The sequence below is a fragment of the Streptomyces fodineus genome (genome assembly GCF_001735805.1).
GTDB classification, from domain to species: Bacteria; Actinomycetota; Actinomycetes; order Streptomycetales; family Streptomycetaceae; genus Streptomyces; species Streptomyces fodineus.
In genome coordinates this window covers 3,584,330-3,606,069 of record NZ_CP017248.1, presented here as the reverse complement: position 1 = coordinate 3,606,069, position 21,740 = coordinate 3,584,330, and the positions used below count along the sequence as shown (strand labels likewise).

At 71.0% G+C, this 21,740-nt stretch carries 23 protein-coding genes; 13 read left to right on the top strand and 10 right to left on the bottom strand.

What is annotated here, in order from left to right; translation table 11 throughout:
* Positions 1 to 4 precede the first annotated feature (4 nt).
* The 4 genes from BFF78_RS14740 (at position 5) to BFF78_RS14725 (ending at position 3,884) form a co-directional block, all read left to right on the top strand.
* The gene (locus tag BFF78_RS14740; RefSeq protein WP_069778769.1) at positions 5 to 1,411 is read left to right on the top strand and encodes a family 2B encapsulin nanocompartment shell protein; all 1,407 of its coding nucleotides are present in this window, start codon (positions 5 to 7) and stop codon (positions 1,409 to 1,411) included.
* Between the two features lie 112 nt (positions 1,412 to 1,523).
* Positions 1,524 to 2,699 (top strand): family 2 encapsulin nanocompartment cargo protein polyprenyl transferase, encoded by a 1,176-nt coding sequence (locus tag BFF78_RS14735; RefSeq protein WP_069778768.1) that lies wholly within the window; start codon positions 1,524 to 1,526, stop codon positions 2,697 to 2,699.
* Positions 2,700 to 2,924: 225 nt separating this feature from the next.
* Positions 2,925 to 3,512, top strand: a complete 588-nt coding sequence (locus BFF78_RS14730; protein ID WP_069778767.1) for a dihydrofolate reductase family protein — start codon at positions 2,925 to 2,927, stop codon at positions 3,510 to 3,512.
* A gap of 39 nt (positions 3,513 to 3,551) precedes the next feature.
* Positions 3,552 to 3,884: a DUF952 domain-containing protein gene (locus BFF78_RS14725; protein WP_069778766.1), complete on the top strand. Its 333-nt coding sequence runs from the start codon at positions 3,552 to 3,554 to the stop codon at positions 3,882 to 3,884.
* Between the two features lie 503 nt (positions 3,885 to 4,387).
* Here BFF78_RS14725 and BFF78_RS14720 read toward each other — a convergent pair.
* From BFF78_RS14720 to BFF78_RS14710, 3 genes are read right to left on the bottom strand one after another with little or no spacing between them, the layout of a single operon-like run.
* Entirely contained in the window at positions 4,388 to 5,152 is a 765-nt protein-coding gene (locus tag BFF78_RS14720) for a VOC family protein (protein WP_069778765.1), read from the bottom strand.
* 43 nt (positions 5,153 to 5,195) lie between these two features.
* On the bottom strand, positions 5,196 to 5,612 hold the full coding sequence (locus BFF78_RS14715; RefSeq protein ID WP_069778764.1) for a VOC family protein: 417 nt from the start codon (positions 5,610 to 5,612) through the stop codon (positions 5,196 to 5,198).
* A 60-nt stretch (positions 5,613 to 5,672) separates the two neighbouring features.
* Entirely contained in the window at positions 5,673 to 6,071 is a 399-nt protein-coding gene (locus BFF78_RS14710) for a helix-turn-helix transcriptional regulator (RefSeq protein WP_099055057.1), read from the bottom strand.
* 139 nt (positions 6,072 to 6,210) lie between these two features.
* On the opposite strand from BFF78_RS14710, the gene BFF78_RS14705 reads away from it, so the two are divergent.
* Both BFF78_RS14705 and BFF78_RS14700 read left to right on the top strand, forming a co-directional pair.
* Positions 6,211 to 7,365 carry an inorganic phosphate transporter gene (locus BFF78_RS14705; protein WP_069778763.1) on the top strand — a complete coding sequence of 385 codons (1,155 nt, stop codon included), beginning with the start codon at positions 6,211 to 6,213 and terminating at the stop codon, positions 7,363 to 7,365.
* A 17-nt stretch (positions 7,366 to 7,382) separates the two neighbouring features.
* The gene (locus tag BFF78_RS14700; RefSeq protein ID WP_069778762.1) at positions 7,383 to 7,613 is read left to right on the top strand and encodes a hypothetical protein; all 231 of its coding nucleotides are present in this window, start codon (positions 7,383 to 7,385) and stop codon (positions 7,611 to 7,613) included.
* Between the two features lie 72 nt (positions 7,614 to 7,685).
* On the opposite strand, the gene BFF78_RS14695 is transcribed toward BFF78_RS14700, so the two are convergent.
* A complete protein-coding gene (locus BFF78_RS14695) occupies positions 7,686 to 8,747 on the bottom strand; it encodes a LacI family DNA-binding transcriptional regulator (RefSeq protein ID WP_335755327.1) in 1,062 nt (353 codons plus the stop codon).
* 275 nt (positions 8,748 to 9,022) lie between these two features.
* On the opposite strand from BFF78_RS14695, the gene BFF78_RS14690 reads away from it, so the two are divergent.
* From BFF78_RS14690 to BFF78_RS14675, 4 genes are read left to right on the top strand one after another with little or no spacing between them, the layout of a single operon-like run.
* Positions 9,023 to 10,321: an ABC transporter substrate-binding protein gene (locus BFF78_RS14690; protein ID WP_069778760.1), complete on the top strand. Its 1,299-nt coding sequence runs from the start codon at positions 9,023 to 9,025 to the stop codon at positions 10,319 to 10,321.
* Positions 10,322 to 10,332: 11 nt separating this feature from the next.
* A complete protein-coding gene (locus BFF78_RS14685) occupies positions 10,333 to 11,373 on the top strand; it encodes a carbohydrate ABC transporter permease (RefSeq protein ID WP_079161313.1) in 1,041 nt (346 codons plus the stop codon).
* Entirely contained in the window at positions 11,370 to 12,203 is an 834-nt protein-coding gene (locus tag BFF78_RS14680; RefSeq protein WP_069778759.1) for a carbohydrate ABC transporter permease, read from the top strand. Before BFF78_RS14685 ends, BFF78_RS14680 begins: the two co-directional genes overlap by 4 nt.
* Before the next feature lie 45 nt (positions 12,204 to 12,248).
* The gene (locus BFF78_RS14675; RefSeq protein WP_069778758.1) at positions 12,249 to 13,886 is read left to right on the top strand and encodes a glycoside hydrolase family 13 protein; all 1,638 of its coding nucleotides are present in this window, start codon (positions 12,249 to 12,251) and stop codon (positions 13,884 to 13,886) included.
* Between the two features lie 88 nt (positions 13,887 to 13,974).
* Here the strand turns inward: BFF78_RS14675 and BFF78_RS14670 are convergent, their stop codons facing one another.
* Positions 13,975 to 14,490 (bottom strand): EF-hand domain-containing protein, encoded by a 516-nt coding sequence (locus BFF78_RS14670; protein WP_227025833.1) that lies wholly within the window; start codon positions 14,488 to 14,490, stop codon positions 13,975 to 13,977.
* A gap of 241 nt (positions 14,491 to 14,731) precedes the next feature.
* Here BFF78_RS14670 and BFF78_RS14665 point away from each other — a divergent pair, with 241 nt between their 5' ends.
* On the top strand, positions 14,732 to 15,271 hold the full coding sequence (locus BFF78_RS14665) for a hypothetical protein (protein WP_069778757.1): 540 nt from the start codon (positions 14,732 to 14,734) through the stop codon (positions 15,269 to 15,271).
* A 3-nt stretch (positions 15,272 to 15,274) separates the two neighbouring features.
* Here the strand turns inward: BFF78_RS14665 and BFF78_RS14660 are convergent, their stop codons facing one another.
* From BFF78_RS14660 to BFF78_RS14650, 3 genes are all read right to left on the bottom strand, one after another.
* The gene (locus tag BFF78_RS14660; RefSeq protein WP_069778756.1) at positions 15,275 to 16,105 is read right to left on the bottom strand and encodes an ABC transporter permease; all 831 of its coding nucleotides are present in this window, start codon (positions 16,103 to 16,105) and stop codon (positions 15,275 to 15,277) included.
* Between the two features lie 71 nt (positions 16,106 to 16,176).
* The gene (locus tag BFF78_RS14655; RefSeq protein WP_069778755.1) at positions 16,177 to 17,034 is read right to left on the bottom strand and encodes an ABC transporter permease; all 858 of its coding nucleotides are present in this window, start codon (positions 17,032 to 17,034) and stop codon (positions 16,177 to 16,179) included.
* On the bottom strand, positions 17,031 to 17,960 hold the full coding sequence (locus BFF78_RS14650) for an ABC transporter ATP-binding protein (protein ID WP_069778754.1): 930 nt from the start codon (positions 17,958 to 17,960) through the stop codon (positions 17,031 to 17,033). The genes BFF78_RS14655 and BFF78_RS14650 overlap by 4 nt, the downstream gene beginning before the upstream one ends.
* 121 nt (positions 17,961 to 18,081) lie before the next feature.
* Here BFF78_RS14650 and BFF78_RS14645 point away from each other — a divergent pair, with 121 nt between their 5' ends.
* Both BFF78_RS14645 and BFF78_RS14640 read left to right on the top strand, forming a co-directional pair.
* Entirely contained in the window at positions 18,082 to 19,263 is a 1,182-nt protein-coding gene (locus BFF78_RS14645; protein WP_069778753.1) for a sensor histidine kinase, read from the top strand.
* Entirely contained in the window at positions 19,260 to 19,904 is a 645-nt protein-coding gene (locus tag BFF78_RS14640; RefSeq protein ID WP_069778752.1) for a response regulator, read from the top strand. The genes BFF78_RS14645 and BFF78_RS14640 overlap by 4 nt, the downstream gene beginning before the upstream one ends.
* Positions 19,905 to 19,970: 66 nt before the next feature.
* On the opposite strand, the gene BFF78_RS14635 is transcribed toward BFF78_RS14640, so the two are convergent.
* A complete protein-coding gene (locus BFF78_RS14635; protein ID WP_069783569.1) occupies positions 19,971 to 20,735 on the bottom strand; it encodes a response regulator transcription factor in 765 nt (254 codons plus the stop codon).
* A gap of 44 nt (positions 20,736 to 20,779) precedes the next feature.
* On the bottom strand, positions 20,780 to 21,661 hold the full coding sequence (locus BFF78_RS14630) for a sensor histidine kinase (protein ID WP_079161311.1): 882 nt from the start codon (positions 21,659 to 21,661) through the stop codon (positions 20,780 to 20,782).
* Between the last annotated feature and the right edge of the window lie 79 nt (positions 21,662 to 21,740).

Below are 21,740 nucleotides of genomic sequence, written 5' to 3'. Positions count from 1 at the left end.
CTCTATGTCGGTAGGCGAAGAGGTCCGCACGGATCAGGGCAAGCCGCAGCAGTCCCTCGGGACGGCGGCCGCGCGGAACCTGGCCACCACGACCAAGTCCGTTCCGCAGATGCAGGAGATCAGCTCCCGCTGGCTGCTGCGCACACTCCCGTGGGTCGACGTACACGGCGGTACATACCGCGTCAACAGGCGGCTGGCGTACACCGTCGGCGACGGCCGCATCACCTTCGTCAAGACCGGGGACCAGGTCGAGGTCATCCCGGCCGAACTCGGCGAGCTGCCCGCCCTGCGCTCGTACGAGGACGAGGAGGTGCTGACGGAGCTGGCCCGCCGCTGCCGTCAGCGCGACTTCGCGCCCGGCGAGGTGATCGCCGACTTCGGCAACCACACGGGCGAGGTCTACCTGCTGGCGCACGGCAGGGTCGAGAAGATCGGCACCGGCCCCTACGGCGACGACGCCGTCCTCGGAGTCCTCGCCGACGGCGCCTACTTCGGCGACCAGGCGCTGCTGGACCCGGACGCCATCTGGGAGTACACCGTCCGCGCGGACACCGCGACCACCGTGCTGATCCTCAGTCGCCAGGACTTCGAGCAGGTCGCCGAGCGCTCGGACAGCCTGCGCACACACCTCGAGCAGCTGCGCTCGACGCCGGAGCAGCGGACCAACAAGTACGGCGAGAAGGAGGTCGAGCTGGCGGCCGGTCACTCCGGCGAGCCCGATATCCCGCACACCTTCGTGGACTACGAGCCCCGGCCCCGCGAGTACGAGCTGAGCATCGCCCAGACCGTGCTGCGCATCCACACGCGCGTGGCCGATCTGTACAACCAGCCGATGAACCAGACCGAGCAGCAGCTCAGGCTCACGGTCGAGGCGCTCAAGGAGCGCCAGGAGCACGAGCTGATCAACAACCGCGACTTCGGCCTGCTCCACAACTGCGAGTACGACCAGCGCATCCAGCCGCACGACGGCGTGCCCAGCCCGGACGACATGGACGAACTGCTCAGCCGCCGGCGCAGCACCAAGCTCTTCCTGGCCCACCCACGCGCGATCGCCGCGTTCGGGCGCGAGCTGAACAAACGCGGACTGGTCCCGGAGACCGTCGAGATCGGCGGCAACCGCATCCCGACCTGGCGCGGAGTGCCGATCTACCCGTGCAACAAGATCCCGGTCAGCCCGGAGCGCACCACCTCGATCATCGCGATGCGTACCGGCGAGCAGGACCAGGGCGTCGTCGGTCTCAGGCAGTCGGGCATCCCGGACGAGATCGAGCCGAGCCTGTCCGTGAGGTTCATGGGCATCAACGAACAGGCCATCATCAAGTACCTGGTGACGGCCTACTACTCGGCCGCCGTCCTGGTGCCCGACGCGCTCGGCGTGCTGGAGAACGTCGAGATCGGCCGGTGGAGGTGACGTTTCCGCACTTCACGGCCGTGTCCCCGCTCGCCAAGGAGGGTAGACCCTCGGAATATGCGTCCGGCCGGGCCGGCGACGCCGGTGTCCGCGGACCTGGCGAGGGGGAGACATGGCCGAGTTCATGACGGAGACCGAACAGCGTTCTGCCGCCGTGCCGCACCCCGGCATGGCGGGGGGACGCCGGGGGAGGACCGGCGACGCCGTTGCCGATCCGAACGAGGAACCACCCGAACGGCATCCCGACGGGCGTCTCGAGGGACAGGAGGCGGTGGCGCTGCTGGAGCGCACCCGGGCCCTGGTCGACCCGGAGCTGCGCGCGGCCCTGGAGTCGCTGCCCGGCTCCATGCGCCGGATCGCGCTCTACCACTTCGGCTGGCAGCACGCGGACGGCAGCCCGGCGACGGGCAACGCCGGCAAGGCGATACGGCCCGCGCTCGTCCTGGCGGCGGCCTCCGCCCTCGGCGGAGCGGCGGCCCGTACGGCGGCGGTCCGGGCGGCGGTGGCGGTCGAACTGGTCCACAACTTCACGCTGTTGCACGACGACGTGATGGACCGGGACACCTCCCGCCGGCACCGGCCCACCGTCTGGAGCGTGTTCGGCGACGCCGACGCGATCCTCGCCGGTGACGCCCTGCAGGCCCTGGCCCTGCGGCTGCTCGCCGAGGACCCGCACCCCGCCGCCGGTCCGGCCGCGGTCCGGCTCGCGGACTGTGTCGTGGAACTGTGCGCCGGCCAGCACGCCGACACGGACCTGGAGCGCCGCGCCCCGGAGGAGGTCGGCCTCGACGAGGTGCTCGCCATGGCCGAGGCGAAGACCGGCGCGCTGCTGGGCTGCGCCTGCGCCCTCGGCGCGCTGTACGCGGGCGTCGGCCAGGAGGAGGTGGCGGCGCTGGACGGCTTCGGCCGCCAGGCCGGGCTCGCCTTCCAGCTGATCGACGACGTCATCGGCATATGGGGCGATCCACGGCACACCGGGAAGCCGGCCGGCGCGGATCTCGCGGCCCGCAAGAAGTCGCTGCCCGTGGTGGCGGCCCTGTCCTCGGGTACGCAGGCGGCGGCCGAACTCGCCGAGCTGTACGCCAAGCCGTACATCTCCGGTGACGACGAGGGCATCGCGCGTACGGCACTGGCCGTGGATAGAGCCGGCGGCCGGGACTGGGCGCAGGCCGAGGCGGCCGACCGGATGGCCCACGCCGTGCAGGAGCTGTCCCGCGCGGTCCCCGCCCCCGAGACGGCGGGCGGACTGCTGGCGCTCGCCGAGTTCGTGACCCGGCGCACCAGCTGAGCGCTGCCGGCACCGGCAGCGAAAGGACCCGGAGTCCCGGGCTCGCGCGGCTCCTGACCCCGCGCGGCCACCGGGACTCCGGCCGGACGGGCCCCGCACATCCCCACACTGTGCGGGGCTCGTCGCTGTGCGCATGTCTGTGTGAAAAACCCCTTGAACCACGACGGCTGAAGTACTACAACTAAAGCACTACATCCAAAGTGGTTAGAAGGAAGAGAGACCGGCTTGCGCAAGCTCACCTACTTCATCGCCTGCTCGCTCGACGGATTCATCGGCGACGAACAGGGCGATGCCTCGGAGATGATGCTCCGCTTCATGGACGAGGAGTACCTCCACTTCCTCAAGACGGAGTTCCCGGAGACCCTGCCCAGCCACGTCCGCCCGCAGCTGGGGTTCGACGCTCTGCCGAACGTGCGCTTCGACACCGTCATCCAGGGCCGGGCCAGCTACGACCTGGCGCTCAAGGAGGGCGTCACCAGCCCCTACGCCCATCTGCGCGAGTACGTCGCCTCCCGCAGCCTCGCCACGTCCCCGGACCCGAACGTCGAGATCATCGCCGACGACCTGGTCGGCAGGGTCCGCGCACTGAAGGCGGAGGAGGGCGGCCTGGACATCTATCTGTGCGGCGGCTCCCGCCTCGCCGGAGAGCTGCTCGACGAGATCGACGAACTCGTCATCAAGAGCTATCCGCTCGTCTACGGCACGGGCATGCCGATGTTCGGCACCGGCCTGGACATCAAGGAGTTCACCCTCGACGGGGTGCGCAGCTTCACCAACGGCGCGCTCGTACGGACGTACACGAGGAAGCGCTGAGCCCGGCCTGCGCCGCACCGGACGCCGTACCGTGGGCGCATGCCGAAACCGCCCCGCATCTTCCACATCACCGAACGCTCCCTGTGGGAGGCGGCACGCGAGCGCGGCACCTACGAGGTGTCGACCCGTGGCCGCACCCTGCAGGAGGAGGGTTTCATCCACTGCTCCACCCGCGAACAGCTCCCGCGCATCGCCGAGTTCCTCTACGGCGGCTACGACGGCCCGGACGAGCTGGTCGTGCTGGTCGTGGACCCGGCCCTGGTCGGCGCGCCGGTGAAGTACGAGGCCGTGGAGCCCGGCGGGGAGGAATTCCCGCATGTGTACGGCCCGGTGCCGGCCGACGCCGTGGTGGACGTGGAGTCCTGGGGGTGACCGGGCAGGGGGGCACGCCGCGCCGCCGGTGGTGGCGGTGGGCGGTGGCGGTCTGGGCGGTCGCCGTGGCCGTGGGGGGAGGGCTCACGTTCGTACTCCAGCAGGACACCCGGCCGAAGGGGCCGTACGTCTGGGACAACGGGCCTGGAACCGGTCCGTCCCCGGATGCGCGGCGCCCGCGGCGGCAGCCGCCGGGCAACACTCCCTCCTGCCCACCGAGTCCACCGACGGCACCCCGGCACGGGATCCCGTGTCTCTACGCGACGACGGCACGCTGACCGCCGCCCGGCAGGCCGCCGGTGTGCGGGTCTTGGCCGGGCAGGCAGTCTCTATGCGACAGTGGTTCGCTGAGTGGCGTCCGGCAGGCCGCCGGTGTGCGGGTCTCGGCCGGTCATGCAGTGGATGCTGCCCGCCGGGTGGCGCGTGACCGTCCGGTGCGGGGCGGCGCTCACGTGGTCCGTCGGCGGATCCGGGCCGTGGCACGCCGGCTTGCGGCTGTGTCTCTACGCGACGGTGGTTCGCTCAGTGGCGTCCGGCAGGCCGCCGGTGTGCGGGTCTCGGCCGGTCAGGCAGTAGATGCCGCCCGCCGGGTCGCGCATGACCGTCCAGTGCGGGCCCGAGCTCAGCGGGACGGCGCCGTGCTTCTCGTGCCGGGCGCGTACGGTGGCGATGTCCGCGCAGGCCAGGTCGAGATGGGCGGAGGCGGGGCGCTCGGCGTCGAGACGCTGGAGCAGGATCCGGACGGGTAGTCCCGCCGGCGGCTTCAGGACCTCGAACTCCGGCCGTGAACCCGTGAGCCGCTGCCAGCCGGTGAGCCCGGCCCAGAAGGCGGACTCGGCGGCGTACGCGGACGGCGGGATGTCGAGGCACACCTGGTCCAGCCGGCTGCCCGCCACCACCGGCGGCCGTACCGACTCCCCGTGCCAGGGCACGGCACAGAACAACTGCCCCGCCGGTGATCGCAGTACGGCCCAGTCGCCGTGGTCCGCCACCGGTTCCGCGCCGAGTTCCCTCGCCGTCCCGGTCAGCTTCCGTACGTCCTCGGTGCACAGGTCGAGGTGGGCGCCACCGTCGCCCTCGGTGACGCCCTGGAGCTTCACGCACGCGTCCGTCCCGGCGGCCTGCGGGGGCAGCAGGGTCATGAACTCGCCCTGCTCACCGCGGGGTTCGGACGCATGTGTGCCGGTGACGGCCGTCCAGAAGGCGCGGGCCTCGGGCAGCCGCTCGGCGGGCCGGTCGGCGAAGGCGTACGTCCAGCGAATGATCACGGGGTGGAGTCTAGGCGCGAACTCCCCGAAGGCATGCGGACTTTCACTGCGCGGGCCGCTGGAGGAAGCGCAGCTGGTTGCCCGCCGGATCACGGAAGGCGCAGTCGCGCACCCCGTACGGCTGGTCCGTGGGCTCCTGGAGCACATCGGCGCCGGACTCCCGCACCCGCTCGTACAGCGCGTCGCAGTCCTCGGTCGTGAAGATCACACCCCGCAGCATGCCCTTGGCCAGCAGCTCCGCCAGCGCCTGGCGGTCGGCGGGGGAGGCGTCCGGGTTCGCGCCGGGCGGCTCCAGCACGATCTCGACGTCCGGCTGGAGCGGCGAGCCCAGCGTCACCCAGCGCATGCCCTCGAAGCCCACGTCGTTGCGGACCTCCAGGCCGAGCACGTCACGGTAGAAGGCGAGCGCCTTGTCATGGTCGTCCACCGCGATGAAACACTGCTTGAGTTTCACGTCCATGGGCTCACGCTAGGCCCATCCGGGCCCGGGCGCGCGCGGCTCGGTACGACCCGGCACGACTCAGTACGGCCGGCGGCGGGGTCGGGTGAACGTACGGGCCACGCAGGACGGGATCACCGCGCTCTCCTCGTGGTCGCGGGCCCGGTAGGCGCTCGGGGTCTCCCCGACCAGCTCGGTGAAGCGGGAGCTGAAGGAGCCGAGTGACGTACAGCCCACGGCGAGGCACACCTCGGTCACCGTGAGGTCACCGCGGCGCAGCAGCGCCTTGGCCCGCTCGATCCTGCGGGTCATCAGATAGCTGTACGGCGTCTCCCCGAACGCCTTGCGGAAGCTGCGCTGGAAGTGGCCCGGTGACATATGGGCGCCCCGGGCCAGCTCGGTCATGTCGAGCGGCTCGGCGTACTCGCGGTCCATGCGGTCGCGCACCCGGCGCAGTCGTCTGAGGTCCTCCAGGGTCACGTCCACAGCTTGGCACAGGGCACTGACACCGCGGGCCGGAACGATTTCGCACAGGAATGCACAACACACTCCACCATCTTCGACACGCCGTTCGCCTCCGGTTCGCCGCGCATTGGCCCGCCCTTGCTTGCCTTGGGGAATGGACCACATCACGTTCCTCGTGGCGGTCGTCATCGTCACGGCACTGGCGTTCGACTTCACGAACGGGTTCCACGACACCGCGAACGCGATGGCGACCTCCATCGCCACCGGCGCGCTCACACCGCGTGTCGCGGTTCTGGTCAGCGGGATCCTCAACATCGCGGGCGCCTTTCTGTCCACCGAGGTGGCCAGGACCATCTCCGGCGGAATCGTGGACGACACCCTGGTCAGCCCGGCGATGATCTTCGCGGGGCTGGTCGGCGCGATCCTGTGGAACCTGGTGACCTGGCTCGCCGGACTCCCCTCCAGCTCCTCCCACGCCCTCTTCGGCGGACTGATCGGCGCGGTCTGGGTCGGCGCGGGCTCCCACGGCGTGCACTTCGGCAAGGTGGCCGACAAGGTGCTGATCCCGGCCGTCGCCTCGCCGGTGGTGGCCGGCGTGGCCGCCCTGGTCGCCTCCTACCTCGCCTACAAGCTCTCCGCCCGCGCCCGCCAGGACTCGGTGACCAAGGGCTTCCGCCTGGGCCAGATCGCCTCAGCGTCCCTGGTGTCCCTCGCGCACGGCACCAACGACGCGCAGAAGACCATGGGCGTCATCACGCTGACCCTGATCTCGGCGGGCGCGCTCGGCCACGACGCCGGCCCGCCGGTGTGGGTGATCGGCGCGGCGGGTGTCGCCATCGGCCTCGGCACCTACCTGGGCGGCTGGCGGATCATCCGGACCATGGGCAAGGGGCTGGCGGAGATCCAGTCACCGCAGGGCTTCGCCGCGGAGACGGCCTCCACGACCGTGATCCTCACCTCGGCCCATCTGGGCTTCGCGCTGTCCACGACCCAGGTCGCCTCGGGCAGCATCCTGGGCGCCGGTCTCGGCCGCCGCCTGGCGGAGGTCCGCTGGGGCGTGGCCGGCCGCATGGTGCTGGCCTGGCTGATCACCCTGCCCGCCGCCGCGCTCGTCGGCGGCCTCGCGGCGAGCGTGGTCAAGCACGGCGGCAACCTCGGTACGGCGGTCATCGCCGTTGTCGCCGTGGCCCTCGCCGGCGCCATCGTCGCCGCGTCCCGCCGCAACCCGGTGCGCGCCGACAACGTCAACGACCACCACGAGGTCACCCTCCGCAACCCGGCCCCGCCGCACGTCGGCACGGCCGCCTGAACCTCCGGGAGTCCCTCATGCATGTCGACTGGTCCGCCCTCGGCAAGGTCGCCGCGGTCAGCCTCGGTGTCACGGTCGCCGTGGTCGTCGTCTTCACCTTCGGCGTCCTCGGCCTGTCCCGGGCCGAAGCCGACCGCGCCGAAGCCGGCGCCGCCACCGCGGGCCGTATCCAGGCCGCCCTGTGCTTCCTCGCCTGCGCGACGGTGGTGGCGTACGGGATCTATCTGATCGTGCCGCAGTTCCACTGAGGCCGATGCGTATCGGCAGGGGCCCGGTCGAGGGGAAACCGACCGGGCCTCTTGCGGGTCGCGCCGGGGGCGTCAGGCGTGCGGAAGTTCTCCGTCGGCCGCCCGCTCGCCCCGGTCGAAGGGCGCGGTGGTGGCCCGTGGGATCAGGTGGGTGGGCAGCACGATGTGCCGCTTGTGGTCCGCCTCCGAGCCGTCGATGAGCTGCAGGGCCAGCCGGCCGGCCTCGCGGCCGAGGTCCGAGGGCGACTGCGCGATGGTGGACAGGTCGAACCAGTCGGCCACCGGCTGGTCGTCGAAGCCGAGGACGGACATCTGCGTGGGGATGTCGATGTGCGTCCGGCGCAGCGCCCGGATGACGGCGATGGCGACCTCGTCCTGTTCGGCGAAGATCGCGGTGGGCGGCTCGCGCAGGCTCAGCAGCCTGCCGAGCGCTTCTGTGGTGGCCCGTTCGTCGCCGACCGGCAGGGCGGCCACCAGGTCGTCGTCGCGCGGGATGCCCGCTTCGGCGAGTGCCTGCTGGTAGCCGACCAGCCGCTCGTTGGAGCTGAAGGAGAAGCCGCTGGCGCCCACCGTCTTGATGAACGCGATCCGGCGGTGGCCGAGGTTGAACAGGTGCCGGGTGCCGTGCAGGGCGCCGGCGACGTCGTCGACGTACACGCTGGGGCGGCCGTCGACGTGCTGGCTGACGTAGATGACCGGCATGCCGAGTGTGTCCAGCCGGTCGGTCTCCTCCTCGGTGAGGTCGAAGGAGAAGACCAGCAGCGCGTCGGCGTTCCGGCGGGCGGGGAGCCGGTCGAAGAACGCGGCGCGCTCGGCGAGGTCGGGGATCACGTAGACGGTCAGCTCCATGCCCGCGGTCCGCAGCACCGGAGCCAGGCTGGAGAGGGCCGAGCCCATGAACCACGCGTTGAGAGTGGGGACGAGCACCGCCACGGTCCCCGTCTTGCCCGTGACAAGGCTTGCAGCCTGGCGGGAGACGGCGAAGTTCAGCTCGCGGGCGGCCTGCTCGACACGGGCGCGGACCTCCGGCGAGACGGTGGTCAGGCCGCGCAGGGTCCGCGAGACGGTGGAGGTGGACACCCCGGCCCGTTCGGCGACGTCAGCCATCGTGGGGTGTCGCTGAGCTGGTGGCATGTGACGGACGGTAGCACAGAGGCCCCACGGTTGAGGCCGCTTCATGACAGCGCTTTCACGGGATCTCCAGGCCTCCTCTCTCTCATTACCCAGAAGTAACGCATTGACTTCCGCTTACCCCACTCCTAGCGTGCAAGCGTTGTCTCAGCGGGATCAAGACCCCACCCTCCTCTTTCGATGCACATGCTTTGACCTGTGTGTTTGATCAAGAAGTTGCTGTGACAACGCAGTCTCACAACAGCGTCGCCTCAGGTTCCGCACGACCAGGAGAGACAGTGAAGACCACAACCGCCAGAGCCCTTCGATGTTCCGCCGCGCTCGCCGCCTGCGGACTCCTGCTCGCCGCCTGCGGCTCGTCCGACGACGGCGGCTCCGCGGGGCAGTCCGGGACCACGTCGTTCACCGGCCGCGGCCCCATCGCCTTCGTGGCCGGAAAGGACACCACCGGAGCCGTCCAGCCGGTCCTCGACCAGTGGAACAGGCTGCACCCGAAGGAGAAGGTCACCTTCATCCAGCTGCCCACGGACGCGGACGCCCAGCGCCAGCAGATGATCCAGAACGCGGAGACGAAGTCCGACGCCTACACGGTGCTCTCCCTGGACGCCGTGTGGACGTCGGAGTTCGCCGCGCACCAGTGGATCGACAAGCTGCCCGAACGGCAGTTCCCGCTGGGGAAGATGCTGAAGCCGGTGGTGGAGACGGCGAAGTACCGCGGCGGCCTGTACGCGGCCCCGGCCAGCTCGGACGGCGGGATGCTGTACTACCGCACCGACCTGCTGAAGCAGGCCGGAGTCGGCAAGGCCCCCGCGACCTGGGCCGAGTTGACGGCCGACTGCGCCAAGGTGAAGAAGCTGCCCGCGGCCAAGGACATGTCCTGCTACGCCGGGCAGTTCCAGAAGTACGAGGGCCTGACGGTGAACTTCTCCGAGGCCGTGAACTCCGCGGGCGGTGTCGTCACCGACGCGAACGGCAAGCCCGATGTGGACACCCCCGAGGCGAAGAAGGGACTGGACTTCCTCGCCGGCTCCTTCCGGGACGGGACGATCCCCAAGGAGGCCATCACCTACCAGGAGGAGGACGGCCGCCAGGCGTTCCAGGCCGGCAAGCTGGTCTTCCTGCGGAACTGGCCGTACATGTACGCGCTCGCGGGCAAGAGCAAGGTGGCCGGCAAGTACGCCGTCGCGCCGCTGCCCGGCCTGACCGGACCCGGCGCCTCCAGCCTCGGCGGCCACAACCTGGCCCTGTCGTCCTTCGCCAAGAACAAGGCCACGGCCCTGGACTTCATGAAGTTCTACAGCGGTGAGGTCACCGCGAAGACCTTCCTGGAGAAGGCCTCCCTGGCCCCGCCGTACGCGGCCCTGTACGACGACCCGTCCCTGACCGGGCAGTATCCGTACCTCCCGGTCCTCAAGCAGTCGATCCTGCACGCCGTGCCGCGCCCGCGCGTCGTCCAGTACGGCGATGTGACCTCGGCGATCCAGCAGGAGGCGTACGCCGCGCTGACCGGCACCAAGAGCAGCGCACAGGCGCTGAAGGACCTGCAGCGGGAGCTGCTGAAGTCCACGGCGCAGTGAGGAGCGGGGCCATGACCGACATCGAGACACCCCCCGGACCCGCCGTGGCAGAGTCCCACCGCCCGTCCCGTACCCAGGTGAAGGGCCGGCGGCCCCGGCCCCGGGCCCGCGCCACGGCCGGCACCGGCCGGATGGCGGCCCTGCTGGTGTCCCCGACGCTCCTGGTGCTGACGGTCGTCGTGCTCTACCCGACGCTGATGGCACTGCGGGAGTCGCTGTACGGGCCGAAGGGGCTGGACCCGAAGACCGGCTTCATCCGCAGCACCGAGCCGTTCGTCGGGCTGAGGAACTACGCCGACATCTTCGGCGCGGCCGGCGACCGGTTCTGGAACGCCTTCTGGAACACCACCTTCTTCACCGTCGTCACCGTCGGTCTGGAAACGGTGATCGGCGTGGCCATGGCCCTGATCATGCACCGGGCGTTCAGCGGCCGGGCCCTGGTCCGGGCGAGCATCCTCGTCCCCTGGGCGGTGCCCACGGCCATCTCCGGCCTGCTGTGGCGGTGGATCTTCAACAGCGACGGCATCGCCAACGCCCTGATCGGCCACCAGATCCTGTGGACCACCGAGGGCTTCCACGCCAAGGTCGCGGTCATCGTCGCCGAGGTGTGGAAGACCGCCCCGTTCATCGGGCTGCTGGTCCTGGCCGGGCTGCAGGTGATCCCGAAGGAGGTCTACGAGGCGGCCCGCATCGACGGTGCCAGGGCGCTGCGTCAGTTCTGGCACATCACGCTGCCGCTGGTGAAGCCCGCGCTGCTGGTGGCGGTGCTGTTCCGCTGCATGGACGCGCTGCGGATGTTCGACCTGCCCTACATCCTGATCGGCGCGCAGAAGAACTCGGTGGAAACCCTGTCCATGCTGGCGCAGAACGAGGCGTCCAACGTCCGCTTCGGCCCGGCCTCCGCCTACGCGGTCCTGCTCTTCCTGTACGTCTTCCTCATCGCGCTCGCCTTCGTACGGCTGCTGGGCGCCGATCTCGTCGGCGACACCGGCGGCGGCCGTGGCAGGACGGGCCGGTTCGTGTTCGCACGCCGTGCGGAGGTGACGGCATGACGACCACGGCGAAATGGCGCGGCCGGCTGCTGTACGCGGGGGTCGTCGCGGTGGTGGCCTACTGCCTGGCCCCGTTCTACTGGATGCTGGTCTCCAGCCTGCGCCGCACCTCCGACATCTTCGACACCTCGCTCGTGCCCTCCCCGGTGTCGTTCGACAACTACCGGTCGCTGTTCGGCGCCTCCCAGGGCTTCACCCGGGCACTGCTCAACAGCCTGGTCGTCGCAGGGACCACCACCGTGCTGGCGCTGCTGCTGGCCACGTTCACCGCCTACGCGATGGCCCGGCTGGAGTTCCGCTTCAAGCGGCTGATCCTGACCCTGATCATCGCCACCTCGATGTTCCCGGTGGTGTCGATCGTGGTCCCGTTGCTGAAGCTGTTCACGGACATCGGCTGGATCAACACCTACCAGGCCATGATCGTGCCGAGCATGTCCTTCGCGCTGCCGCTGGCGGTGTGGAACCTGACCACGTTCTTCCGGCAGATGCCACACGAGCTGGAGCACGCCGCCATGGTCGACGGCTGCACCCGGGGCCAGGCCTTCCGTAAGATCGTCATCCCGCTCGCCGCGCCGGGCATCTTCACCACCGCGATCATCACGTTCATCGCCGCCTGGAACGAGTTCCTCATCGCCCTGTCGATGACCAACCGGCCGGACATGCAGACCGCACCGGTCGCCATCTCCAAGTTCACCGGCGCCACGACGTACGAGACCCCGTTCGGCAGCCAGATGGCCGCGGGCGTCCTCGTCACGATCCCGCTGGTGGTCATGGTGCTGCTCTTCCAGCGCCGCATCGTCGCCGGCCTGACGGCCGGTGCCGCGAAGTAGAGCCTCCCACTGTTGAAGTAGAGCCTCCCACTTTTAAGGAGCAGCATGCCCGGTACCGCACCGTGGTGGCGCAGCGCCGTCATCTACCAGGTCTACATCCGCAGCTTCGCCGACGGCAACGGCGACGGCGTCGGCGACATCGCCGGCATCCGCTCCCGTCTGCCGTACCTCAAGTCGCTCGGCGTCGACGCCCTGTGGATCAACCCGTGGTACAAGTCGCCGATGGCGGACCACGGTTACGACGTGGCCGACTACCGCGCGATCGACCCGCTGTTCGGCAGCGTGGAGGAAGCCGAGCGGCTCATCGAGGAGGCCCACCGGCACGGGATCCGCATCATCCCCGACATGGTGCCCAACCACACCTCCGACCAGCATGCCTGGTTCCAGGCGGCGTTGGCGGCCGGCCCGGGCAGCCCGGAACGCGACCGCTACGTCTTCCGCCCCGGCCGCGGCCCGGACGGCGACCGGCCGCCGAACGACTGGGTCTCCTGCTTCGGCGGCCCGGCCTGGACCCGGCTGCCGGACGGCGACTGGTACCTGCACCTGTTCGCCCCGCAGCAGCCCGACCTGAACTGGCAACACCCCCAGGTACGGGCCGAGTTCGAGTCGGTCCTGAGGTTCTGGTTCGCCCGGGGCGTGGACGGCTTCCGCATCGACGTGGCACACGGCCTGATCAAGCACCCCGAGCTGCCCGACCTGCCGCCGCGCCCGGCCGGGGTCGGCCGGCGCAACCGGCACCTCGACCACCCCCACTGGGACCGCGACGAGGTCCACGACGTCTACCGTGCCTGGCGCAAGGTGGCCGACGAGTTCCCCGGCGACCGGTGCTTCGTCGCCGAGGCGTGGGCCGACACCCCCGAACGGCTGGCCGCCTACGTCCGCGCGGACGGTCTGCACACCGCGTTCAACTTCGACTTCCTGATGTCGAGTTGGGACCCGAAGGACCTGCGTACGGTCATCGACGAGTCCCTCGCCATGCTCGGCGCGGTCGGCGCGCCCGCCACCTGGGTGCTCTCCAACCACGACGTCATGCGCCACGCCAGCCGGTACGGCCGCAGGTCGGCCAAGCGCTGGGTGGCAAACGAGCGTTACGAACCCGAAGGCCCCCTCGACCTGGAACTGGGCACCCGCCGCGCCCGCGCCGCCGCCCTGCTGATGCTCGCCCTGCCCGGCGGCGCCTACATCTACCAGGGCGAGGAACTCGGCCTGCCCGAGGTGGAGGACCTGCCCGAGGCGGTGCTGCAGGACCCGGTCTGGGAACGCTCCGGCCACACCGACCGGGGCCGCGACGGCTGCCGGGTGCCGATCCCCTGGTCCGGGCGGACCGCACCGTACGGCTTCAGCCCCGAGGACGCCTCGGCCGCGCCCTGGCTGCCGCAGCCGGCGGACTGGGCCGCACGTACCGTCGAGGCGCAGACCGGCGACGAGACCTCCATGCTGGAGCTCTACCGCACCGCCCTGCGCCGGCGCCGCGAGCACCCCGCCCTCGGCGACGGCACCCTCACCTGGCTGGACGCCCCCGCGGGAGTCCTCGCCTTCCGCCGCGACCCCGGCTTCGTCTGCGTGGTCAACCTCTCCACGGAGCCGTATCCGCTGCCCGCCCACACCACGATCCTGCTGGCCAGCGGGCCTGTGGAGAACGGCCTACTGGGTCCCGACCAGGCGGCTTGGCTGGCGGTGTAGCGGAAGGGGAGTTCCCAGCCGGTGGGCGGCCGCCTCGGTGTCCCGGCGGGAAAAGGGCGGCTGATACAGGGCCTCTAATACAGGGCCTCTAATACAGGGCCTCGCCCATGGGGGAGGGGGCGCCGATGACGTAGGAGCGGATCGACGCCAGGTACTCGTCACGCCCCACCCGGCCGTCGCCGTCGGCATCCAGTGCGTGGAACGCGGCAGCGGCGCTGTCGGGCGCATTGTTCAGCGCGGTGCGCAGCAGCGTGAATGCGGTCTGGTCCAGGGCGCCGTCCCCGTCGGCATCGGCGAGGTCGAACAGCGCGCCCAGGGCGAACCGGCAGACGTTGTCGAACTTGTCGGCGCCGACCCATGCGTCGTATTCCTCGAAGGTCAGCTTCCCGTCGCCGTTCGCGTCCATCGCCCCCCATGCCTTGTGGGCTTGTGCGCGGGCGGCGACGACGAGCGGGTCGTCCTCCGAACGGCCCGTGGCCCAGACGGCCCGGTCGACCCGGGAGAGGTAGTCGTGCGCCGAGATGATCCCGTCCCCGTCCGCGTCCATCATGGCGAAGATGCGCCCTCTCGCGACGGTGGCGGCTGCAACGGTGGTACGGCCCACTGGAGATCTCCTCCTGCTCGTGTCCTGCCCGACGAGGATTCGTCCGGCGCTTGCTACCCGCCGCGTTCCAGGTTCCATGCGACCGCGGCCGATCCCATGAGGTCCGGCGGGAGCACAGGCCCGCGTCACCGCGTACGGAGCGGAGCGTGCGCGGGTCGCACGCTCCGAGACGCCGGGGCATGGGATGTGCTCCCGGGCGGGCCAAGTGCCGTTAGTGGGGCAGGACGTAGCGGGAGGGAACATGTTCGGTATCGGTAGGCATGGTGTCGCGGTGGCCCTGGGGGCTGTGATGCTGGCGGGCTCGACGTTGGTGTGGGGGCCGGCCAGTCAGGCAACGACGGGTGGGGAGGGGAGCGTCGGCTGCGTCGGGCACAGCGAGAGCCGTTACGGCCCGCCGCTCACACTCCTGGCCCGGCCGACCCATGTGCACGCGGACATCACGTACGCGTGCGGCGCCCACGGCCGTACCATCCCCGCCACCGGCTCCTTCGACTCGGAGGCACCAGCGGCCTCCTGCGTCGCCGTGGCCGGCGGAAGCGGGACGGAAACCGTCCGGTACGCCGGCGGCGGCAGGTCGCTGATCGTCTACGACGGTGCCACGACCCTCCGCGTCGCGGGGGCCCTGGTCGTGATCCAGCGAGGCCGGGTCGTCGAGGGACGCGGCCAAGGGCATGCCGTACAGCGGACCATCACCGGGCTGCCCCGCGAACTTCCCACGGAATGCCTCACATCCGGCCTCCGGGGAGGCGGCAACGAGGTTCAACTGGAGATGGAGCCGTAAAGGTCAGACGTCACGGCGGCGCACGACGACGAGGGCGGCGAGAAGCGTGAGGAGCGGCCAGAAGGCGAGCGCTGTCCAGGACTGAAGTGCCGTGGGAGGAAAGGGACCGGCGTTGTCCCACTCGGTGCCGAGGCTGGTCAGGGCGTTCCACGCGTTCTGGGGGGCCGAGTTGCTCAGGGCGGCCGTCAACTGGTTGCCGCCGGACGGCACGGCGCCCAGCAGGACGGGGGCCAGGACGGCCGTGAACAGGGCAGCCGCGGGGGTTCGGACGAGTGTGCCGATGGCCATGCCGATGACCGCGCAGACCGGCAGGATCGCGGTGGACGCCACGAAGCCTTGCAGGACACCGGGCCGGCTGATCGAGATGCCCAGTCGGTCGCCGGACAGGATCTTCTGGGCGGTGATGAACGAAGTGATCGCGGTGATGAGGCCGGCGACGGACGTGACGCTCGCGACGACGGCCGCCTTGGCGAGTACGACCCGCCGGCGGTTCGGGACGGCGAGGAAGGTCGTGCGGATCAGTCCGCTGGAGTACTCGCTGCTCATGGCCAGGGTGCCGAGGATGCCGGCGCCGACCATGAGGCAGCCCCACGTACCGGAGTTGAAGGAGCCTCTGAGCGGATCGTAGGCGGTATGCGCCGACGCGCCGACAAGGTGGACACCCGAGCAGGTGAACCACTCACCGCAGACGGTGATCACCGGAGCGAGTGCCAGCAGGACGTAGGTCGAGCGCTGCGAGAACAGTTTGATCCGTTCTGCGCCGAGCAGGTCGCGGAACCGGCCGCGGAGTTCGTCGCCGGCTGCGGCTGTCGTCGGTCGGGTGGTGGTGGCCATCGGGGTCCCTTGTCGCATGTGTCACTCCGGGAAGGGCGTGCTCGGTCGGGTGTCCGGCGTCGGTGCCGCCGTCATACGTCGCGGTGCCGCAGGACCGTCACGGTGATGCCGACCGAGACGACGGCCCAGACGGCGAGCGAGATCCAGGCCGCCGGGATGGAGCCGACGTGTTCGACGAGGTGCCCGTGGCTCATGAGGGTCAGGCGGCCCCAGGCGTATGCGGGAAGCGTGTTGCCCAGGTCTGCCCGCTGGTCGGCGGACAGCAGGGGAAGGGGTGCCTTGACCGCCAGTGGACCGACGAGGAAGAAGGCGAGGACGGCGAAGACGGTCCCGGCGGTGTTGCGGATGAGCGTGGCGGCGGCCATGCCGGTCAGGCCGCACACCGGGACCATGACCGTGGTGCCTGCGATGACGCGCCAGATACCGGGGGTGGTGAAGGAGAAGCCGGTGATCCGGTCCGAGATGACGGCCAGGGTGATGCCCCAGCACCCGATCCCGACGAGCAGCCCGAGGACGGCCAGCACGGCGGTCATCACCATGGCCTTGGCGAGCATCACTCGGCCTCGGGCCGGCACGGCGACGAGGGTGGTGCGGATCAGCCCGCTCGCGTGTTCGCCGGCGACGCTCATCGCGCCGATCGTGCCTGCGGTGGCCATGAGCAGGAGGAACTTCGGGAAGTCGAAGGCGTCGTGCGCGGGGTCGGGGTCGCGCCTCGCGAAGGCGGGCCACGTCGGGTAGGAGTCGTGGGCGAGCTGGGCGGCGCGGTAGGCCAGGTAGAGATAGAAGACGAGGAGGACGCCCAGCACGACGGGGGTCGAGCGCAGCGACCAGAGTTTGATCCATTCGGCGCCGAGCAGGTCGCGCCAGCGGGCGGGTCCGGCAGCACCGCGTCGGGTGGCGGGGGCGGCGGTCGTCGCCAGGGTGGTCATCGGTCCTTGCTCCTCGCGGGCGTGGCCGAGGCGCGGTACTGGACGCTGTCGGCGGTCAGTTCCATGAAGGCGTCCTCCAGCGTTCCGCCGTGCGTGGTGACCTCGTGGACCAGGACACGGTGGGTGAAGGCGAGTTCGTTGATACGGGCCGCGGTGAGACCCGTGACGGTGAGGGTGTCACGGGCCTGCGACAGCACCGTGGCTTCCGCGTTGTGCAGCACCTCGGCCAGCGCGGCCGGGTCGGGGGTTCGCACGGTGACGCCTGCCGTGGTGGCGCGGGCGGCGAAGTCGGCGAGGGGCTCGTCGGCGAGCAGCCTGCCGCCGCCGACGACTACGAGGTGGTCGGCGGTGTGCTCCATCTCGCTCATCAGATGGCTGGAGACGAAGACGGTGCGTCCCTCGGCGGCCAGGCGACGGAACAGCTCGCGAGCCCACCGGATGCCCTCGGGGTCGAGGCCGTTGACCGGTTCGTCGAAGAGCAGGACCGGGGGATCGCCGAGCAGGGCGGTGGCGATTCCCAGGCGTTGGCGCATGCCGAGCGAGAACCCGCCGACGCGCCGACGGCCCGCCTCGCCCAGACCGACGATCTCGAGGACCTCCCGGACCCGGCGGCGGGGCAGGCCGTTGCTGCGGGCCAGTGCGGCCAGGTGCGCGTTCGCGGTGCGCCCCCGGTGGACGTCGCCCGCGTCCAGCAGGGCGCCGACGTGGCACAGGCCGGTACCGAAGTCCTGGAAGCGACGGCCGTTGATGGTGGCCGTGCCACTGGTGGGGGTGTTCAGGCCGAGAAGCATGCGCATCGTGGTGGTCTTGCCGGCGCCGTTGGGTCCGAGGAACCCGGTCACCTGCCCGGGCCGGACGCAGAAGTCCAGGCCGTCGACGGCCAGTACGCTGCCGTAGCGCTTGGTCAGCTGGTTGATTTCGATCACGCCGTCCAGGCTGTCGGTGACCGGGCCGGTGCCACATCGGTCCGCGGGCTCCCGTTGTCAGCCCGCAGGATGCAGACCACGGTCCGATACCACCGTCGACCCCGGTGGATAGCATCGCCGGGTGCGACCCCGCCTCCCTGTACCCGTGGCCCTGCCGCGCCGGCTGTCGCCGGATCCGCTGACGGCGCTCGGCTGGTGCGCCGTCCCCGTGTTCGCGCTGGTTCTGTACACCGCGACGCCTCAACCCGCGCACCCGGTCTTCCTGCCGTCCGGTCACTTCGTTCACCTCGGGCGCTGGGCCTTGGCCGGGCTGGCTGTGCTGATGGCATGGCCGCTCGGCTGGGCCAGTCGCCGACCGCTGCCGGTGCTTGCGGTGCTGCTGACCGAGGCGGTCGTGGCCCGGGTGTGCGGGGACACGACGTGGCCCCTGTTCCTCGCGGCGGACGTGCTGGTCTTCTACACGGCCGTCTCCCGTTCGCGCCGGGCCGCCGCGGCGGCGGCCGTCGGTGTGCTGGCCGTCTGGGCCCTGGTCGCGACGGCCTTCGTCCCGCGAGTGGCGGCCTTCGAGGTCCTCACCGGTCCCTGGTCGGTCCTCGTCGTCACCACCGCCGTGGCCTGGCTCCTCGGCAGCTGGATCCGACTGCGGCAGGACCACGCCGAAGCCCTGCGGGCGCAGGCCGCGACGCAGGCGGTCCAGGCAGAACGGCTGCGGATCGCCCGGGAGATGCACGACATGGTGGCGCACAGCATCGGCGCCATCGCGATCCAGGCCGGAGCGGCGAAGCGGGCCGTCGACAGCCAGCCGGACGGCGTACGCGAGGCATTGGGCGTCATCGAGCAGACCAGCCGGGAGACGCTGACCGGGCTGCGGCGCATGCTCGGCGTTCTGCGCGAGGCCGAATCGGAGCCGGCGCCGTCCACCCCGGCACCGGGCCTGGAGGACGTCGGCCGGCTGGCTGCGACGGCGGCGGACGCCGGAGTGCGGCTGGAGGTGCAGTGGCACGGCCGACGCCGCCCGCTCACCCCCGAGATCGAGCTCGCCGCCTACCGCGTCATCCAGGAGTCGGTGACCAACGTCGTACGTCACGCGGGAGCCGCCCACTGCCTCGTCCGCGTCGAGTACGCGGAGGAGGAGCTGTCCATCGCGATCACCGACGACGGACACGCAAGGGCGGCCACGAACCCGCGTAGCGGCTACGGAATCACCGGAATGCGCGAGCGCATCGCCCTGCTCCACGGCCACTTCAGCTCCGGACCGCGTGCCGAAGGCGGCTTCCGGGTCGCGGCTAGGCTGCCCATATGACGATCCGTGTGCTCCTCGCCGACGATCAGCCGGTGGTCCGCGCCGGACTGCGCATGCTGATCAACGACATCCCGGACATCGAGATCGTCGGTGAAGCCGGGACCGGCGCCGAGGCGGTCCAGTTGGCCACCGACGTCCACCCCGACGTCGTCGTGATGGACATCCGGATGCCCGTCATGGACGGCATCGAGGCCACCCGGCTCATCACGACGCAATCCCCGGCACGCGTGGTCATCCTCACCACCTTCGACGACGACGAGAACGTCCACGCCTCGCTGCACGCCGGCGCGAGCGGCTTCCTGATCAAGGACATGGTGCTGGACGACATCGTGACGGCGGTCCGCGTCGTAGCCGCCGGCGACGCCCTGATCGCACCCGGCGTCACTCGCCGCCTCATCCGGGAGTTCACCGGCCGGGGTGTCGCCCCCGCCCGACGCCGACGTGAGATCAAGGGGATCACCGATCGCGAACGCGAAGTGCTGACCCTTGTCGGACGCGGCATGTCCAACGCCGAGATCGCCGCCCACCTGTACATCAGCATGGCCACCACCAAGAGCCACGTGGCGCGGCTGCTGGCCAAGCTGGACGCCCGCGACCGGGTCCAACTCGTCATCGCCGCCTATGAGTCAGGCATCGTCTGACCATCCGAGTGGTCGGATCCTGTGTGGTACGGCGCCGGGCCTACGCGGCGTGCCGTGGCAGCGGTGTCAGCCGGCGGTGGAGTCGCCGGGGGTGACCAGGCCCGTCTCGTAGGCGAGGACGACGGCCTGGGCGCGGTCGCGGAGGGTGAGCTTGGCGAAGATCCGGGCGACGTGGGTCTTCACGGTGGCCTCGCTGAGGGTGAGGGCGCCGGCGAGTTCGGTGTTCGACAGGCCCCGGCCCATCAGGGCCAGCACCTCGCGTTCACGGGGGGTCAGCGCGGCCAGGTCGCGGTGGACCGGGGCTGTGCGGGCCGCGTCCGGCGCAGCGGCGGGGTGGCGCGCCGGGCCGGCCTGGCCGGCCTCGTGGGTGGTCGCGTAGCGCTCGACCAGACGGCGGGTGATCGAGGGGGCGAGCAGCGCGTCGCCCGTGTTCACGAGTCGCACGGCCGCGGCGAGGTGGGCGGCGGTGACGTCCTTGAGCAGGAAGCCGCTCGCCCCGGCGGCGAGCGCCGCGTAGACGTAGCGGTCGAGGTCGAACGTGGTGAGCATGAGGACCCGGCAGTGCGGGAGCAGCCGCAGGACGCGCTTGGCGGCTTCCAGGCCGTCCAGGTGGGGCATCCGGATGTCCATCAGGAGGACGTCGGGGCGTAGCCGTTCGGCTGCTGCGACGGCCTGTACGCCGTCCGCGGCCTCGCCGATGACCTCGATGCCGCGCGAGGTGAGGATGAGGCGGAAGCCGGTTCGGATGAGTTCCTCGTCGTCGGCGATGAGGACGCGCGGGGCGCCGGTTCGCCCGCTCGGGTTCGGGCCCGGCTCCTGGGCCTGCGGGATCCGGCCCGGGTCGCGGGGAGGGCGGCCGTCGGCGGCGGGCTGGGTCACGGGCGCTCCAGAGGGATGCGGGCGCGGACACGGTACCCGCCACCGATGCGGCGCCGGGCGTCGAAGTGGCCTCCGTAGACGGCGACGCGCTCGCGCAGACCGATCAGTCCGCGCCCCGCTCCGTCGTCCCGGCGCTCGCGGCCACCGGAGCCGGCTCCCGTGCTCGCGGGGCCGGCGGACAGCACGCTCGGTCCGCTGTTGAGCACCTCGACCCGCAGACCGTGGTCGGCATAGCGCACCGTCACGGTCGCGGTGCCGCCGTCGCCGTACTTGAGCGAGTTGGTCAGCGCCTCCTGGACGATCCGGTAGGCGGTGACGTCGATGCCGGGCGGCAGCGGGCGCGGTTCCCCGGAGATGCGGACCTCGACCGGGAGGCCGGCGAAGGCGATCCGGTCGACGAGGGTGCCCAGTTGACGCAGGCTCGGCTGCGGGGCGAGCCCGCAGAGGTCTCCTTCGCCGTCGCGCTCGGTCGGGTCGTCGTCGCCGTCCGGCGAGGGTGCCAACAGGCCCAGCAGGTGCCGCAGTTCGGTCATCGCGTCGCGTCCGGCACCCTCGACGGCCCGCAGCGCGGTCTCCGCCGCGTCCGGCAGGGCGGCGAGCACCTCGCGGGCGGCGGTCGCCTGTACGACCATCAGGCTGACCTTGTGGCTGACGATGTCGTGCAACTCCCGTGCGATGCGGGCGCGTTCGGCCGCCACCGCCGTACGGGCGGCAGCCTCCCGCTCCCGCTCCAGCAGCCAGCGCCGGTCCTCCAGGACCTTGCGGTAGCGGCGGCGAGCGCGCGCCAGCAGCAGGATGGCGCCCCCGGTCACCGCCAGGCTCACGGTCGTGAGGGCGATGAGCAGCCGGCCCGTCTCCGATCTCCACACGCCGTCCATCGTGCCAGCCGGCCGAGGAGCGGGCGTCCCTCTCCCGGTCCACCCCGTACATCGCCAGGATGACCACCGCCGCGGGATA

What these genes read in the sequence shown, in the direction of transcription:
- BFF78_RS14630 (WP_079161311.1), bottom strand. Translation starts at nt 21,661, where the DNA reads ATGGACGGCGTGTGGAGATCGGAGACGGGCCGGCTGCTCATCGCCCTC.
- BFF78_RS14705 (WP_069778763.1), top strand. Translation starts at nt 6,211, where the DNA reads ATGGACCACATCACGTTCCTCGTGGCGGTCGTCATCGTCACGGCACTG.
- BFF78_RS14740 (WP_069778769.1), top strand. Translation starts at nt 5, where the DNA reads ATGTCGGTAGGCGAAGAGGTCCGCACGGATCAGGGCAAGCCGCAGCAG.
- BFF78_RS14725 (WP_069778766.1), top strand. Translation starts at nt 3,552, where the DNA reads ATGCCGAAACCGCCCCGCATCTTCCACATCACCGAACGCTCCCTGTGG.
- BFF78_RS14715 (WP_069778764.1), bottom strand. Translation starts at nt 5,612, where the DNA reads ATGGACGTGAAACTCAAGCAGTGTTTCATCGCGGTGGACGACCATGAC.
- BFF78_RS14665 (WP_069778757.1), top strand. Translation starts at nt 14,732, where the DNA reads ATGTTCGGTATCGGTAGGCATGGTGTCGCGGTGGCCCTGGGGGCTGTG.
- BFF78_RS14640 (WP_069778752.1), top strand. Translation starts at nt 19,260, where the DNA reads ATGACGATCCGTGTGCTCCTCGCCGACGATCAGCCGGTGGTCCGCGCC.
- BFF78_RS14655 (WP_069778755.1), bottom strand. Translation starts at nt 17,034, where the DNA reads ATGACCACCCTGGCGACGACCGCCGCCCCCGCCACCCGACGCGGTGCT.
- BFF78_RS14680 (WP_069778759.1), top strand. Translation starts at nt 11,370, where the DNA reads ATGACGACCACGGCGAAATGGCGCGGCCGGCTGCTGTACGCGGGGGTC.
- BFF78_RS14660 (WP_069778756.1), bottom strand. Translation starts at nt 16,105, where the DNA reads ATGGCCACCACCACCCGACCGACGACAGCCGCAGCCGGCGACGAACTC.
- BFF78_RS14675 (WP_069778758.1), top strand. Translation starts at nt 12,249, where the DNA reads ATGCCCGGTACCGCACCGTGGTGGCGCAGCGCCGTCATCTACCAGGTC.
- BFF78_RS14700 (WP_069778762.1), top strand. Translation starts at nt 7,383, where the DNA reads ATGCATGTCGACTGGTCCGCCCTCGGCAAGGTCGCCGCGGTCAGCCTC.
- BFF78_RS14735 (WP_069778768.1), top strand. Translation starts at nt 1,524, where the DNA reads ATGGCCGAGTTCATGACGGAGACCGAACAGCGTTCTGCCGCCGTGCCG.
- BFF78_RS14695 (WP_335755327.1), bottom strand. Translation starts at nt 8,747, where the DNA reads ATGCCACCAGCTCAGCGACACCCCACGATGGCTGACGTCGCCGAACGG.
- BFF78_RS14685 (WP_079161313.1), top strand. Translation starts at nt 10,333, where the DNA reads ATGACCGACATCGAGACACCCCCCGGACCCGCCGTGGCAGAGTCCCAC.